Below are 13,513 nucleotides of genomic sequence, written 5' to 3'. Positions count from 1 at the left end.
CTTTATGAAAATGTTTAAGCCGTTATTCGTTTTCCGAACCCTGTTCTTTTTGCGCGTTAGCGTTAGCTTCAGCACGCTGCTGTTGCCAGCGGATCCACCTTTTGCAATACCATACCAGCACAATACTGATTGCTGTGCTTACTATTAAAAACGTACGGGGAAGGTTAACTTCGATCACGCTGCCTCCAGTAGTGCAGAACATCTCTGACAAAACAGTACAACCAATAGCAAAAGGCGATAGTGGCTATACCAATGTAGATCTTACTATGTATTTCAGCAGTGGCCGGATGTATGGCAGCAATACCGTACACCATGGCAATACTAAGCGTAAAATGCTGGGTCATGTTTAATGCCAGCTGATACTCACCGCAACGAGTTAAGCTAAAGATATAACAGGCTATAAATACAATAGGCAGGGCGAGGATCATTAAGCCATAAGCATTGCTTACAGCCGCCCCCAGTGGCAGTGCGAGATAACACAAGTTTATTTTTTCAGGGTACAAAAGCTTACGACGATTTTGCGTGGTATTCGGCATAGTGGCTCATTCAGTTGTGGTGGTATGAGGTGCCTGACCACTGCCAAGCCCTGTTAGGATCCCTTTTAACGCCAGTTCATCATCTTTATCGTGCACTGTGTAGCGTCTGGCCATGGCGTTGCTCCTTATTAAAAAACATAACCCAGTTTTAAATTGATATCCCAAACATCGTTCCAGCTAATACCGGTTTGTGCGGGTAACACACGCATACTGATGCTGGCCGCGCCTTTAAAGCCGCTGGTGGTCGGGCGATTATTGATGCCCAGCTCAAACCGCTGATAGCTTTGCTTAAAGTTAGCATCACCCAGGCTGATCTCTTTGGCGGCAAATAAATGCATTGCTTCCAGGTAGCCAATACCATAGCGCAAGGTTACGCCAGCAGCAGGAAAGGTCGCCGTATCAGACTCAAACTGCGCACAGCGGTCATTACGGCCGGCTTGCTGGCATATACCAAAGTTCTCGCTATACAGCCCACCATTTACACTTAACCAGTTACGCAGGTGCAGGCTGGCTTGCGCATAGTTACCCTTAACTGCTGCCTTACCGGTTTTATTCAGGCTACTCCATTCGGCTAAGCGGCCGCGGCTGCACAATAAGCAGTCTGTGCCAAAGGCGAACCCAAACCGAAAAAACGGCTCAGTATTGCCAGAGGCAGGCTCTGCTTTTATCAGGTTTGCACCAACAGGTTGCTGCAGTTGCTGTAGCTCCTGCTGAATTTGCTGGTTTCGGGCTGCATTTGGATCAGTTAGCCGCAGCGTGATCTGGTAGCTACCCTGCCAGTTTACCTGATTAACCCGGCTGTTTAGAGCCTGTAACTGGGTTTGCCCTTGCAAGCTTACGTTTGCCAGCAGTAACTGCGCCGGAACATTCAGCTGTTGGCTCCATTGCTGAATATACGGCTGCGCCAGCTGTTCTTGAATAACTTGCTCACACGCCGGCATACTCAGGCTGATATCACAGTAGGTGCTTAAGCTGGTTTCAAAAGATGCCAGCGCCGGTAGCTGTTGTTGCAAATTCAGATACGCCTGCTGATTTGCGGTTAGCTCCTGAAATAGCGCTGCCTCAGCATTCTGCCGCTGTGTTTGGCGAGATACCCGGGCCTGTTCGGCTAACAAGTGCTGTTTAATAGCAGCCGAATCAATGGCGTAGCGGCCCTCGACGGTACACTCAACATGGGTGTTATCCAAAATTCGCAGCTGCTGCGTTGTTTCGCCTTGCAGCCTGGCTGTGCCGTATACGGTGTTTTCAATATACTCGGCGCGGCTTTGGCTAAGCCCTTGTTCGTTCTCAAACAGGGTTGAGGTTACGGTTTTTTGCACAAAACTTTCTGCCTGGCGCGCAGCATCCAGCCTGGCAGCTTGCTCTGCCAGCAAACAAGCCTGGTTGCGTGAGTCGTGCACGGCCGTACCTTTGCCATTAAACAGGTTGCTGGCATAAGCAGTTTGGCTGGCGGTTAAACCTAAAATCACCATCATCAATGTTTTTTGCATATTTCGTCCTCAAAATTGTTGTTTGGGTAGCTAATGATTAACAGGGCCGCACTATTGTGCGGCTACAGCCTGGTTTGCGGCCGCCTGCTCAGCCCGGTAGCGGGCGTTGCGCTGCATTAACTCCTGGTGTGCCAGTTCCAGCGCAGCATTGGCCATCCGTTCGCGATCACGCTCAGCAATATCCAGGTGCAGTAGCACAAAGGCCCGGAAACCATCGCGATCGGCTTTTATCTCGCGCCGTAGCACCTTGGCACCTGATGTGTCCACCTCAGGCAAATAGCGATCTGCCGTGGCGTTAAGCAGCATCGATACCTCGCCGGTCAGGCCGTTATTGCGCCGGTGCGACTTAAATTGCTCTGATAAGAGCAGCTTGGTATTGCGGCCAAGCTCCTCCTGGGCTCGCAAGGTCGCTTCGTCAAAAGCCAATTGCATATCCCGCGAAAAACCGGTACCGCGGCCCAGGCTGCCATTAACATCGCTAACCTTGGTTTCCAGATACCAGGCCGGTGTGGCTTTTAATGTCTGATCACGGTCTTTAACCCGCTGCTTGTACTCGGCTTGCTTTTGTTTGGCCAGTTGCGCTTCCGGGCTGGTGCTGCAGGCGGTTAATGCCAGGCTGCTGAATGCCAGCAGGGTGAAAGCAAAGCGTGTTTTGGTGTTGTGCATGTGTTGCTCCTGTGTTGTTGTTAAAGCTATTTTATGGGCGAACTTAAAAAATCACTGCTTTACAAACTTGTCAGTCTGTTAAGGGGCTAACCAGCACACACTGCAACTGTGCCTTGCCATAGCGACCCTGCCAGCGCGCCAGTTGTTGTACTGGCGGCACAGTGCCTTGCTGCAAATGGCGTGTCTGCTGCTGTCGCTGATAGCGCCAGTCACTGCCATTGCTATCGTTAGTTTGTTGTCGCTGCGACCGATAGTGCTGCGTTAGCCACTGCGACTCAGCGAATTGTGCTTTGGCCCTAAGTTCAGCCAGTTGCCAGCCATGCTCACCTGCTGGCGCACAAGCGCTTATTGCCACCCCCGGCGGCTGCGTTACCCAAGGTGGTACGCGGCTGGCACACGCGGCCAAATGGCATGGCACCAGTAGCAGCAGTAGCTTGTTAATGCTGGCTTTAGCAAAGCTTGCGGACATGGCTTACTGCTTATTCCGGCCTGGCGTTGTTAGCGGTGCGATAAATACACACCACACCAGCCTTGTTAAAGTAAACTGGCTTGGTGATGTCACAGAAATGGGTCATTACCACAATAGGCAATTGCTCATTGCCAAAGCGTTCTGGTTGGAAAGACAGCCGCTGGCCAAATTTGCAGCCAAACACATTAAAGTTCTCATCGATTTTACAAATCTGCTGTGCCAGAAGCTGAGCCTGCTCCAGATCTTCTGCAGCTTGTTTATCAATGTGTTTATCAATGCCGTCGTTGTTGCAGGCCGTTAGTGTTAAAAGCGCGGCGCCAAGGGCCAGGGTGTTTACAAGCTTCATCATCAAAATCCTCTGTTGTTGTGATGAAGCTATTATCGGGGAAAGGCTAAGGTTTTTTTTGGATCACAAGTTTGTGTGGTTGCGCCGCTTATTTAAACAGGGCTAACAGCTCGGCTTTATCGCGGCACAGTGTTACATGATGGCTTTTACAATATTCTTCAAACTGTTGCCGTGCATTTATGTCGTCCTTTTCCAAAAAAAACAATGGGCTTAGTAATAAAACCTTTTTTAGTTTGCCAAAGTTTTCTGCCAGGCTAACCAACTGTTGTACCATTTTATTCGGGGTTTGATCGGGTGCGGTGGTTACTTTAGTTTCAATAACATAGCCAGCGGTATTATGAAAACAAATAAAGTCTAACTCACGGTTGGCGCCTTGCTCGCCGGTAGTAGAGGGTTTTACCCCAAACAATAACTGATTGTTAGGCAGTTTTTCGCTAAGCCAGCTTTGTACCAGTTGCTCCAGCCAGTCACCGCTTAACCAGCGTTTAAATTGGTTGGCCGGGTGTTTTTTGCTCTTGTGGCTATAGAGGGTTAGGGTGGGGTGCTGGTAACTCAGCTGGCCTTGTGAAAATGCGGCCAATGTAGTAAACCAGTTTTGCCAGGCAGTATTTTGCTGGTGCTGCTTTGGAATCGTCAGCTTTATCGCTTCCTGCAATTTACTTGCTGCCCAGGTGGCGGTTTCAGGGGCGGTAACCAGCCAGTGCATGGCAGAGTCGTTTTTAAGATACTGCTGCCAAATTTCGGTAGCTATATTAATAGCTTGCTCGTGCATTGAATAGGGATCGGTTTTATCAGCCGCTAAATCCATTTTATCAATATAGAGCTTTAATGCCTGTTCAGCCGAGATTTCGCTCGTTAACGGGATTTGCTGATAACTTAGAGGTTGGCCGGGTTGCCAGCTTTGCAGGTAATTATGGTTTACGCCTTTGTAATACACCCGTTTAATAGGTAACAAGTCTAATAACACAATAGGGATAACTTTAGTGCCACCGGTGCTATTGAGCTCTAGTTGATAACCTTGGGTTTTTTGCAGTAACTCGTGTTGCACAAAGGCGCTTAGCGCCTGATAGTTCTCCGCATCTTCCGGTAAGTTAGCTTCAATAAGGTTAATGTCAGGCTTTATTGAGTTAATAACCGCGATAAAACGGCTGCGCTGAGGCCAAAAATGCTTTGATGCTAATAAAACAACCGTCTGGTAATCAGCGGCCAAACAGTTATAAAGCTGCGCAATATTATGATCAGAAATAGGGATAAGCAAAGCTGTCGATGGGCTGATTGCCATAGTTTCAATTCATTAAAGATGCACTAAAGCCGACACTGTAGCGCGTGCCTATTTTAATGTCTATGCTGCCTGGCGGGGCACTGCCAGCCCGTTTAGCAGCGTTTACCCTTAAACAACTGTTCAAACAACGAAGCAATACGCTTTTCAATTTCAGGGTTTGCACAGCGCGGGCAGTGGTTTGGGTGCGCGCTGGCTGGAATGCAATCGCTGCCCGGCAGCCAGGTTTGCTGCCAGCCACACTTCTTGCAAAATAGCGTATAAGGCATGGGTTGCACTGGCATATTATGGCTTCCTAATAGCTTTAATGAGATCAGGTCCATGCTTGTATGCAATGTACAGCACGCAGCTTACTACAGCGAAACGTTGCATATCCTTTTGGCCTTGCCGGTAAGCCTGGTAGTCGGTGCTGCGTTCCTTGCTTTCATTAAATTCTTGCTCGGCTTTGTCCTTGCCTAAAAAATCATTAATAAAATCAAAAATCATCACGACACTCCTGAACTTGGGTTGGGTTTTAAAGCGTTACTCATGTACTGTGTGGTTAGTCAAACAGGCTGGACAGGCCCGCCACCCCGGCACTGAATAACGCCAACGGCACGGTAACAGGTGCACTGGCAACACCAAGTGCTGCAGCGCCTACGGTGAGGGTGCCTGCGGCTGCCATACCCATTAAGGCGCCCGTGCCTGTAGCAACAGCGGTACGAGCGGCAGAGCTTTCGTTGCTGCCAGTAATTTTTTTCGATACCTCGTTTGCGGCTAAGCCAATAGCAATTGCTTTGTGGATAGTCATGGTTGTTGCTCCTCGTGGCCGGTTGTATGTATGGTGTGTGTTGCTACTCATCATAACGCGCCTCAGTTTTCTGATGGCCAAAACAAGTTTGTTAACATAACGGGCTTTTAAATGTGCAGCCCTATAGTGAGCGCACTTTTGTAGGCTGTTTGCTTAGGTTACAAACAGTATGTAACAAGCCAGCAAAAAAATGATTGCTACAAGTTTGTAAGCAACTAAGTTGCCCTGCTTAGTGTTTAAGCAAATTGCAGGTACCGATTTAAAGCCGTTACCGGCTGGCGTAAAAGACGCTTTTACTTACCGCTGTGGTTCTATAACGCTTGGCATTATGCCGATAATGCTAAGCGGGATGCCTAGTCACAAGTTTGTGAGCATGGTAAGTTTTTAACGGTGCCATTACCTATTTTTCGCTGTTTAAAACGCGGTTTTTTGGCTTTTTTAAGCTGTTTAAGTAGCGTGCGCAGGCATATGAAAAGCCTAAGGTTTTTGCGCTTTGCGGTGCTGTTTGGTGTTTGAAAGTGGCCTTTTGTTGGTTTTAGGCTATTTCTGGCTGTTTGCACAGACTTTGAGGGTTGCAGCCCTTGACAGACGCGGCCTGCAGAGGGTAGGGTATAAGCATTGCCCGGTTATATTCGCACCTTCCATGGTGCTCAGCCTAAAGGCCCAGCCTGCTGCTGTTGGTGGCTGCTCCTGCAGCCACGCAGACGGGATTAAGCAGTTATGAGGTGTCATTTCGCTTTTGTATGCCAAAAGCGAGGCTAGTCTTGCCGCCACTCGCGCCAGGTATTGGCGCGCAGCTTGGCGCTGGTTTCGTTTTTCAGCAGCCACATAAAATTTTTATTGTTGTCAAAATTGCCGCTTAAACACCCTGCAGTAAATTGATGGCAGTTATTCAAAATTAAATTATACGAACGGCGCTTACCCAGCATAGCGCGGGCGCGATCTGCTACTTGCTGGCTTCCAACAGCCTTGGTATCGCGACTGGATACCAGAATACTGACGCCGGTGGTGCCATCCAGAAATTCTTCCTGGTCAACACTTTCAATCAGCCCCTTGCCATTGAGGTGTGCAATGCGGCCATTACCGAGATAAATGCCGCTGTGCTCGCTAAAACCGAAAGTCAGATCGCAGTACAGCACTGAGCCGGGGATGGGTTGAACTGCATCACGGCAAGCGTCAACCAAGCTTTCAACTAAATTGTAAACCGGAACGGCTAATAACCATTTCACCATCTTGTCTCTCCTCAGTGTTTGTTGAGTTGAGATCATAATGGCGGTGAGGAATATGTGTTTTTCAACAAGTTTGTATTTGAAAAGCCTGCCAGATAGTTTATTGGCAGGCTGCTATGCCATTAAGTTAGCAAGGTTTTGAGCATATAGTTTAGTTTATCTTCAAGCTTATTTTGATCGTTCAGCAGTTGTTGTACATCGGCTTGCGTGCCTGCGCCACCATGTGCCAGTGCATTGCGTAAGTCGCGCAACAATATGTAGGCGCTTCCTTCAGCTGTTTTTCGAAACACCTTATCGCCATCAAGTGTCTTTTGCGTATCTTTACGAATAGCATAATTGTTTTCCTGGCCGGGGTATGCACCACTTTCTCTTACTTTGCGGGTTAAGTAAGCTTCAAAGGCGTAAATACTGGTTCGCAAGTAATCTTTGCGCGTTATGGCATGCTTAGCTTGCGCGCTTTGCCGTTGATAAATGTAGCTTTCATTTACCCAGTCGGTGTTTTTCAGCAAAACCGGTTTTAATAAAGCCGCGGCCGCATCCAGGCTTTCTTCCTGTAGCGCCTGCCTCACCTTTTTAAGTGGGCTGCGCGCCTGATCAGAGCGATGTACGCTCATATAAAAACTGGCTTTTTTCAGATCGGGGCCAATGCTGCTGGTGTTTAGCAAGCTGGCAATATCAGTTAAATCACCCGTATTATTTGCTAGTGTGGCGGCATTTAGCCACTGCTGAATATGTAATAAGCCAGACAAATCAACAAATTGGCCTTGTTTAATGTCTTCGTTATATTCACCATAGCAAATTTGCGATACCCGTACTTCTGGCTTTATGGCTTGCAAATACTGCATGGCTGCATAAGCCATCATGGGTAGGTGCCTAAAGCTATGAGTAATATCTAGTACCACTTCCGCTTGCTCAGTAATCGCATCGGCAACGATATTAAGCATGGCTAATTGCTCACTCTGGTTGCGGGCAAATGGTATTAGCAATAACTTGTATTGACACCGGCTGTGGGCATTAACCTGCTCCATAACATGATCCAACATGCTTTGCGTTACGGTTTGCTCATCCACTGCTTCTAACAGGCTTTCGATAAGTGGCGCCTTAATATCGGCATTAAGTTCCATTTCTTCTAAAAGGCCATCCCACATACTACCGCTGGTACCTAGTATCACCATGCAGTCGGGTTGCAAGCGCTCTTGCAATAAATAACCAAAATAGGCTTGTGGTTTACTTGGGCCTTCGGGCATTTGATAAACAGTGGTGCGATAACTCCCATCACGCTTAGGGCTGCGCCCTAAAAAACTAATTAAATACCTATCCATGTTTACTCCTTAATCATGCCATGCATACTGATGTTAGTGGCCGGGATTTGGATTTGGTAAGGATTGTTTTGGCCATGAGTTTGGGGTACCAGTAGGTTTACCGCTGCTTTAGGTAGCTCTTTGTTTAGCATTTTTTGCAAACTGGAGCGCTTATCACTAAAGTTGTTTTCATCAAACTCATGGTCATGGTTTTGTTGTAGCATGGTTGCTGTTTTATTATCCAAGGCGCCTCGGAAACTCAGATTATCTAGCATTTCTTGTATATTCGTGTGATCGAATTGCTCAGCCTCTAGTAAACATAGCTCTCTTAAAAAAGCCAGAGTAAAACTAGGAGCATTTTTTCTGCCACTTTGGCGGTAAAAACCGGGTTGGTTACTTTGTCTGGCTCTGGCAAACGCAGCCAGCACAGCAAAGTCAGCCTTGCGATTTTTAAAAGCAATTTCTTTCGTGCCGAACACAATGCGAGGATTATCCCGATCAAATATTATCGTCAGTTTTACTTGCTCTGGGCGATTCGCTAACTGAATAGCGTTGACTATGTCGTTGTAGGTGAACTTATCGAAGTCGTTCACCATTTTCGGATCGATCATTCGTTGGCTGATAAGCGGAATTTCAGCCAGCATCACTTCAGCTTTACTGCAATCTAGTGTGATATTTTCACGATTGGTAATGGTTTTGGGTTGAATGGTTGGATAGTAAAACTGTGGGTTAGACTCAAATTGCTCTGAGACTAGCACATGGCTTAAACGATCAAACTCACGACCAAAAATCGACATGGCATAACCTAAAAAGAAGGTCATAGTTTTACGGCCACCCGCAATGGAAGCATGGATCCGTATATTGGTATTTTTAGTATGCTCGGCAACCTCTTTTACAATAAAGTCGGCCAGTGCTTCCTGATCTTCCAGTGTTCTGGCATCTGCAACTTCACGGCCGTTGGCATCTGGGATCACCTTAATGCTATTTTCATCGAATACGGGTACCGGCAGTTGGTACTCGTCGCATAGTGCTTTAAGTTTGCCATCGGTAATTAGGTTTAGCCTGGCCTGCTCTTTACCCACAGAGGTAGTTATAATTTGAATTTCATCTGGCCACTCCAGGCCCTGCTTATGAATGGCATACAGCGTTTCTGTAATTACCTGCGGTGTAGCACCAGTAACGGCAAGCAGTAAGGTTTTATTTGGTTGGTTCATATTTGCGTTTCCTTGCTGAAAGTGGGTTAAGTTGGCTTAGTTTAACCATGTATTTCTGTCAAAGGGCTCAAACAAACTTGTCAGAGCCCTTTTAGCTGATGAAGTTAGTGGAAGTTAAAGGGTAGCAGCTGATTTAATGCCTGTAACCGACCTTGATCATCTTTCGCATTGCTAAGCGCTGCCAGTTTATTAGTGGGTAGATAGGCTGGCCAGTTGGGTTGTTTATCCAGTGCGCAGTTAAGCCCCAAACTTTGCCCTAAGGTTGCCAATACCTGGCCCATCCATATTAATAAGGTACTACCAGCCGCTTCGCAGTCATCAATCGCTTGTTGTAAATACCCGGTGGCCAAACTAGAGTTGCCGCTGCTGACTAGCAGCCAGGCGCGATAAGCATTAATCAGCATCCATGGGTGGGCGCTATCTGTTTGCCAGTTAGGTTCGGCTTGCAAATAGGCTTGCCGTGCCTCGGTAAGCTCTGGCCGGGCTAGCAAATAACGCAGTAATAAATAGTGGCGGAAGCGTTCGCTATTACCGCTGCGTGCCAGCGCGGTAAAGGCTTTGCCAGTTTCCAGCTGCGGGCCAAGCGCTAACAGGGATAAAATGGCCTCATCGGCCTTCGGCTGCGCATGGTCCAGCCAACTTATCGCCTGATAGGTTTGGGTTTGCGTGATCTCCTTTTCAGCCTGTACCGGATCAGACAACTTTCCAAAGCCAGCAATTGCGGCGCTAAAACTGTGTTCTGCCGCAGTATAGTCACCTTTAAATGCAGCAAGTTGCCCCATAGTGGAGTGTAACTTGGCATGATTTAGTAAGCCCGGTACGGCGATGGGTTGCGCCAACCAGTCCTGTAAAAAGGGAATCGCACTATTAAAGTCATAAGCATGGGTAGCGGTTATGGCCACACGTAATAAGGCTTCGCAGGCCTGCGCAGGAATTTCATCGCGTAGTGCTGTGGCCAGTTGCAGCGTATGTTGCATTTTTTGCGGCTCACAGGCACCAAAATGGTTTGCTGCTGCTTGCTGTAAAGATAAATGCTGTAGCTGTAGCGTTTTGGGTAACGCGTATTCACCCGCCGCTAATGCTAACCAATCCAGCGCTTGCTTTAAGCCGGCAGGCGTAAAGTTTTTACTGCTAACCCGGTAGTGCACTTCCTGTAAATATTGTTGCCACTGGCTGGGGTTGGCTTTTGTTGCTGTAAGTTGCTGTTGGCTAAGATACTGCAAAAAGGAGTGTTCTGGTTCGCTACTAAGCAAATTGCACAGCTGAAACCAATCGGCCGCGGCCAGCTGATCTTGGTAGCTAACTTTATGATAAAAGCGTTCAATATTATCCAGTGCCGTATTTTGTAACAGGCACTGATCTCGCCATAGGGTTCTGGCCAGCAGCTTACGTTTTTCCTGGCTTGGGCTACCCCACAAATTGGCAATAGTATCGACATAGCCATTAAAGGGGTGATCTTTTTGCATAATTTCCAGCGTGAGATGCAGCTGGGCAAAGCGTTCCGGTGCCAGCAGTTTTAACTCGTTTTCCAGCGAATCGCACAATGCCTGCAGTTGGGTGCTATCGGTATAGGGGGCACGTTGTTCAATAAATGCCTGCACCCGGGTTGGGCCCTGTATCGGCAACATTAATAAGGCCCAGCGGATATGCTGCTGGATAGCACCAATCCAGCTATAGGTGCTGATATCTTGTACTGTGCTACCAAAGATACCGCTATTACTTTCCAACAGCCTCGCGACTAAAGGTTCAATTTTTTCTAGCGGCTCATCTTTGGCGTGAAACGGTTTTTCCAGCGACGGTAAATTGGCATTTTGCGGTAAAGCCAGGGCCACTATGCGGCCCAATTCTTGTGCGGTTTGATTAAGCTCCAGCGCCTGCTGGTTAAACTCGGTGCCAGTTTCATCAACAATCAGCTGCCAGTGCGGTGACGGCGACAGCGCGCGCAGGTTCTGATGATGCAGATTATTATTTAGCTGATAGTGTGGCAGGCTAAGTTTATACCCCTTATTTGCCCGCCATTTTTGATTTTGTTTTTGTTGCTCTTCACGCAGTTTTTTAGCCGTGATAGCCAAATGCGCTTTAATACGGCCCGACTGCTGTTGCTGCTTGCCAAGCCAGTGCTCTATTTCTGAGGCATCGGCACCACTTTGCCAGAGTTTTTTTAAACCGGCTTCCAGCATAATGGCATGCTTACCTTGCCGTGCCACTTTGTCTAATAGCTGTAAGGCTTCTGGTTGGCTGGCATATTGCTCTTTAGCTTGCAGTAACAGGCGCTCGGCTTCTTCTTTACCCCAAACAAAAAAGCGAAAGATATTATCAAGCAGCTGTTTGGGTAAGGTGGCTTGCTGTGGTTTTTGCGGCTCGGGTTGCTCAGCTGCAATAGTGGCCGCTGGCTGCGCGGCGTTGGTGGTTTCAGGTGCTGCCTGGTTAACGTTGGCTGGCGGTTCGCTGTTAAATGTAACGACAGCGCCATCATTTAAGTTTACCCACTCTGCAGTATCCTGGCTGCAAAGTAACTGTGCTTGCGGTAGGCAATGCTTGGCGGCAAACCAATACAGTGCAGGCGTTGTGCTACTGCCAATAAAACAATCAATAGGCGCACTATTTACCAAGGCGGCGGTTAACTGAGAAACCGCGTGCTGCAGTGTACCCGCATTTAGGCTGGCGTTATGCACAATGCCAACTGTTAGCGCAGAGGGTAAGGTCGTGGGGGCGTGAGGCAATAACACCGCTTTCATTATCATTCCTTTTTTGAAGTTTCGCTGGCAGAATACTGTTAAAGGCTTATTTTTTCTAGTTTTGCCTTAAAACAAGCTGATGTTTTCCGGCGGTGGCTGTTGGCAAAACTGAAACACCTGCTCCAATGTTTTTAAACCAATGCCGGGTAAATCGGCTAACTGGTTAATTTGTGCATAACGGCCTGAACTTACCGCCTGTTGTATGGTTTCCAGGCGTTTAAGTGTGATACCCGTTTGCAGCTTAAGCTGTTGCGCATCGAGTTGTTGTAACTGCTGCGCAAACCGGCCGAACAGTTCATCACTGACGTCGGGTCGATACAGATAAATTTCAACATCGATGTGTTCAGCAACCGGCTTTAGGGTATTTTGCATTAACGTTAACACCTGCTCTGGTGCTAAACCGCCTCTGTCGGCCCCTAATAGTGGAAATGCGATGCTACGTATTCCGCGTTGTGCAAAGGTTTGCCCAAAATTAGCCAGGCCTTGTTCTAGGTAAACCAATTTAGAGGGGTACTTCCACTGTAACTTAGTAGGGAAGTTTAAAATCCAGCGATCTGCCGCTTTGTATAGCCACAGTTTGCCGGGGGCCAGTTGCTTGTCGGCACAAAATTGCTGATAGCGGCTAAACATGTCGGGGTAGCGAAGGCGACACTCTAAGGCAATGCCCGCACCCATAATGCCTTCGCAGTTCACGGTATTTACCAGGGTTTGTGCTTTACTGGTAAAGATATTCCCTTCAATAACAGCCATTGCCATGTAGTGTGTCCTGAAAATTAGAGAAAAAATTTATTTGGTGCGTAAACTGCGGCTAAGCCATATTCTTGCTCGATATGGCTGATTAAGTTAGGGTTGCAGACTTCAGCACCAACAATAGCTGAAGGTGAAATTCGGTTTAGCACCAGAATTTCGGCACTGCGCAGTGCACTACCTTCAGTTAGGTTGTTCCAATAGGACGACATTAGCACATGCCAGGGCAGAAATTCCGGTGCTATGCCCTCATAAAATTTTACGCCATCTGCTGCTGCATTCCGATCCGCAGTAATACAATATTGCTGCGTGAGTTTACAGACATCAATTTTTAACCAAACCAAATGCCTAGCCTGGTGCCGTAATTTAGACATCATAGGATTACGCTGCTGCACAAAGGTGGGGACAAAATTATGCAGTGGTATGCCAAAGATGGTTTTTCTGGCACGGCGAGTTTGGACCTCAGTCATAGAAATATCCTGATAACTAACCAGCTGTTGTTGTAACGCATGTTTACTGAGTAAACCACTGGCACTATTAAAAACCGAAGGTAAATTATTGACATGGGTTAAATGCCAGACATGTGAAAGAACTAAGTCAGGTGCGATTAATGGATCATGATGTTGTAAGGTGGTGTGCAACATAATCAGCTCCTTGGTTAGGGGAGCAGATTAACGCCTAAGAAAGCGTTTTAAGTTGCTGACAAGT

The 13,513-nt window shown here is 47.5% G+C and carries 14 protein-coding genes; all 14 read right to left on the bottom strand.

The window, feature by feature from the left end; translation table 11 throughout:
• Positions 1-164 precede the first annotated feature (164 nt).
• A complete protein-coding gene (locus AEST_RS12530) occupies positions 165-536 on the bottom strand; it encodes a hypothetical protein (RefSeq protein WP_008609490.1) in 372 nt (123 codons plus the stop codon).
• A gap of 128 nt (positions 537-664) precedes the next feature.
• Positions 665-2,026 carry a hypothetical protein gene (locus tag AEST_RS12525; protein ID WP_008609488.1) on the bottom strand — a complete coding sequence of 454 codons (1,362 nt, stop codon included), beginning with the start codon at positions 2,024-2,026 and terminating at the stop codon, positions 665-667.
• A gap of 51 nt (positions 2,027-2,077) precedes the next feature.
• Positions 2,078-2,692 carry a hypothetical protein gene (locus AEST_RS12520; RefSeq protein WP_008609487.1) on the bottom strand — a complete coding sequence of 205 codons (615 nt, stop codon included), beginning with the start codon at positions 2,690-2,692 and terminating at the stop codon, positions 2,078-2,080.
• A 70-nt stretch (positions 2,693-2,762) separates the two neighbouring features.
• Positions 2,763-3,161, bottom strand: a complete 399-nt coding sequence (locus AEST_RS12515; RefSeq protein WP_008609486.1) for a hypothetical protein — start codon at positions 3,159-3,161, stop codon at positions 2,763-2,765.
• A gap of 10 nt (positions 3,162-3,171) precedes the next feature.
• Positions 3,172-3,510, bottom strand: coding sequence for a hypothetical protein (locus AEST_RS12510; protein WP_156803896.1), 339 nt, complete (start codon positions 3,508-3,510; stop codon positions 3,172-3,174).
• 85 nt (positions 3,511-3,595) lie between these two features.
• Positions 3,596-4,789: a PDDEXK family nuclease gene (locus tag AEST_RS12505; protein WP_008609484.1), complete on the bottom strand. Its 1,194-nt coding sequence runs from the start codon at positions 4,787-4,789 to the stop codon at positions 3,596-3,598.
• 282 nt (positions 4,790-5,071) lie between these two features.
• On the bottom strand, positions 5,072-5,275 hold the full coding sequence (locus AEST_RS12495; RefSeq protein ID WP_156803895.1) for a hypothetical protein: 204 nt from the start codon (positions 5,273-5,275) through the stop codon (positions 5,072-5,074).
• A 52-nt stretch (positions 5,276-5,327) separates the two neighbouring features.
• Complete coding sequence (locus AEST_RS12490) at positions 5,328-5,576, bottom strand: hypothetical protein (protein WP_008609481.1); 249 nt, start codon at positions 5,574-5,576, stop codon at positions 5,328-5,330.
• Positions 5,577-6,334: 758 nt separating this feature from the next.
• The gene (locus tag AEST_RS12485; RefSeq protein WP_008609478.1) at positions 6,335-6,808 is read right to left on the bottom strand and encodes a lecithin retinol acyltransferase family protein; all 474 of its coding nucleotides are present in this window, start codon (positions 6,806-6,808) and stop codon (positions 6,335-6,337) included.
• Positions 6,809-6,927: 119 nt separating this feature from the next.
• Positions 6,928-8,127 carry a TIGR02221 family CRISPR-associated protein gene (gene csx2 / locus AEST_RS12480; protein WP_008609477.1) on the bottom strand — a complete coding sequence of 400 codons (1,200 nt, stop codon included), beginning with the start codon at positions 8,125-8,127 and terminating at the stop codon, positions 6,928-6,930.
• A 2-nt stretch (positions 8,128-8,129) separates the two neighbouring features.
• Positions 8,130-9,320, bottom strand: a complete 1,191-nt coding sequence (gene csm6, locus AEST_RS16845; protein WP_008609476.1) for a CRISPR-associated ring nuclease Csm6 — start codon at positions 9,318-9,320, stop codon at positions 8,130-8,132.
• Between the two features lie 104 nt (positions 9,321-9,424).
• Positions 9,425-12,058: a hypothetical protein gene (locus AEST_RS12470; protein WP_008609475.1), complete on the bottom strand. Its 2,634-nt coding sequence runs from the start codon at positions 12,056-12,058 to the stop codon at positions 9,425-9,427.
• Between the two features lie 66 nt (positions 12,059-12,124).
• Positions 12,125-12,814: a macro domain-containing protein gene (locus AEST_RS12465; protein ID WP_008609474.1), complete on the bottom strand. Its 690-nt coding sequence runs from the start codon at positions 12,812-12,814 to the stop codon at positions 12,125-12,127.
• A 17-nt stretch (positions 12,815-12,831) separates the two neighbouring features.
• Complete coding sequence (locus tag AEST_RS12460) at positions 12,832-13,449, bottom strand: DUF4433 domain-containing protein (RefSeq protein ID WP_008609473.1); 618 nt, start codon at positions 13,447-13,449, stop codon at positions 12,832-12,834.
• Positions 13,450-13,513 lie beyond the last annotated feature (64 nt).

This window comes from Alishewanella aestuarii B11, from assembly GCF_000280055.1.
Taxonomy (GTDB): domain Bacteria; phylum Pseudomonadota; class Gammaproteobacteria; order Enterobacterales; family Alteromonadaceae; genus Alishewanella; species Alishewanella aestuarii.
Note: the sequence above shows the minus strand (reverse complement) of the source record. Positions and strands in the feature narration are given on the sequence as shown.

Bases quoted from the DNA above. Each gene is read 5' to 3' on its own strand.
- AEST_RS12525 (WP_008609488.1), bottom strand. From the start codon at position 2,026: ATGCAAAAAACATTGATGATGGTGATTTTAGGTTTAACCGCCAGCCAA.
- AEST_RS12460 (WP_008609473.1), bottom strand. From the start codon at position 13,449: ATGTTGCACACCACCTTACAACATCATGATCCATTAATCGCACCTGAC.
- AEST_RS12515 (WP_008609486.1), bottom strand. From the start codon at position 3,161: ATGTCCGCAAGCTTTGCTAAAGCCAGCATTAACAAGCTACTGCTGCTA.
- AEST_RS12530 (WP_008609490.1), bottom strand. From the start codon at position 536: ATGCCGAATACCACGCAAAATCGTCGTAAGCTTTTGTACCCTGAAAAA.
- AEST_RS12485 (WP_008609478.1), bottom strand. From the start codon at position 6,808: ATGGTGAAATGGTTATTAGCCGTTCCGGTTTACAATTTAGTTGAAAGC.
- csm6 (WP_008609476.1), bottom strand. From the start codon at position 9,320: ATGAACCAACCAAATAAAACCTTACTGCTTGCCGTTACTGGTGCTACA.
- AEST_RS12505 (WP_008609484.1), bottom strand. From the start codon at position 4,789: ATGGCAATCAGCCCATCGACAGCTTTGCTTATCCCTATTTCTGATCAT.
- AEST_RS12510 (WP_156803896.1), bottom strand. From the start codon at position 3,510: ATGATGAAGCTTGTAAACACCCTGGCCCTTGGCGCCGCGCTTTTAACA.
- AEST_RS12470 (WP_008609475.1), bottom strand. From the start codon at position 12,058: ATGAAAGCGGTGTTATTGCCTCACGCCCCCACGACCTTACCCTCTGCG.
- csx2 (WP_008609477.1), bottom strand. From the start codon at position 8,127: ATGGATAGGTATTTAATTAGTTTTTTAGGGCGCAGCCCTAAGCGTGAT.
- AEST_RS12490 (WP_008609481.1), bottom strand. From the start codon at position 5,576: ATGACTATCCACAAAGCAATTGCTATTGGCTTAGCCGCAAACGAGGTA.
- AEST_RS12465 (WP_008609474.1), bottom strand. From the start codon at position 12,814: ATGGCAATGGCTGTTATTGAAGGGAATATCTTTACCAGTAAAGCACAA.
- AEST_RS12520 (WP_008609487.1), bottom strand. From the start codon at position 2,692: ATGCACAACACCAAAACACGCTTTGCTTTCACCCTGCTGGCATTCAGC.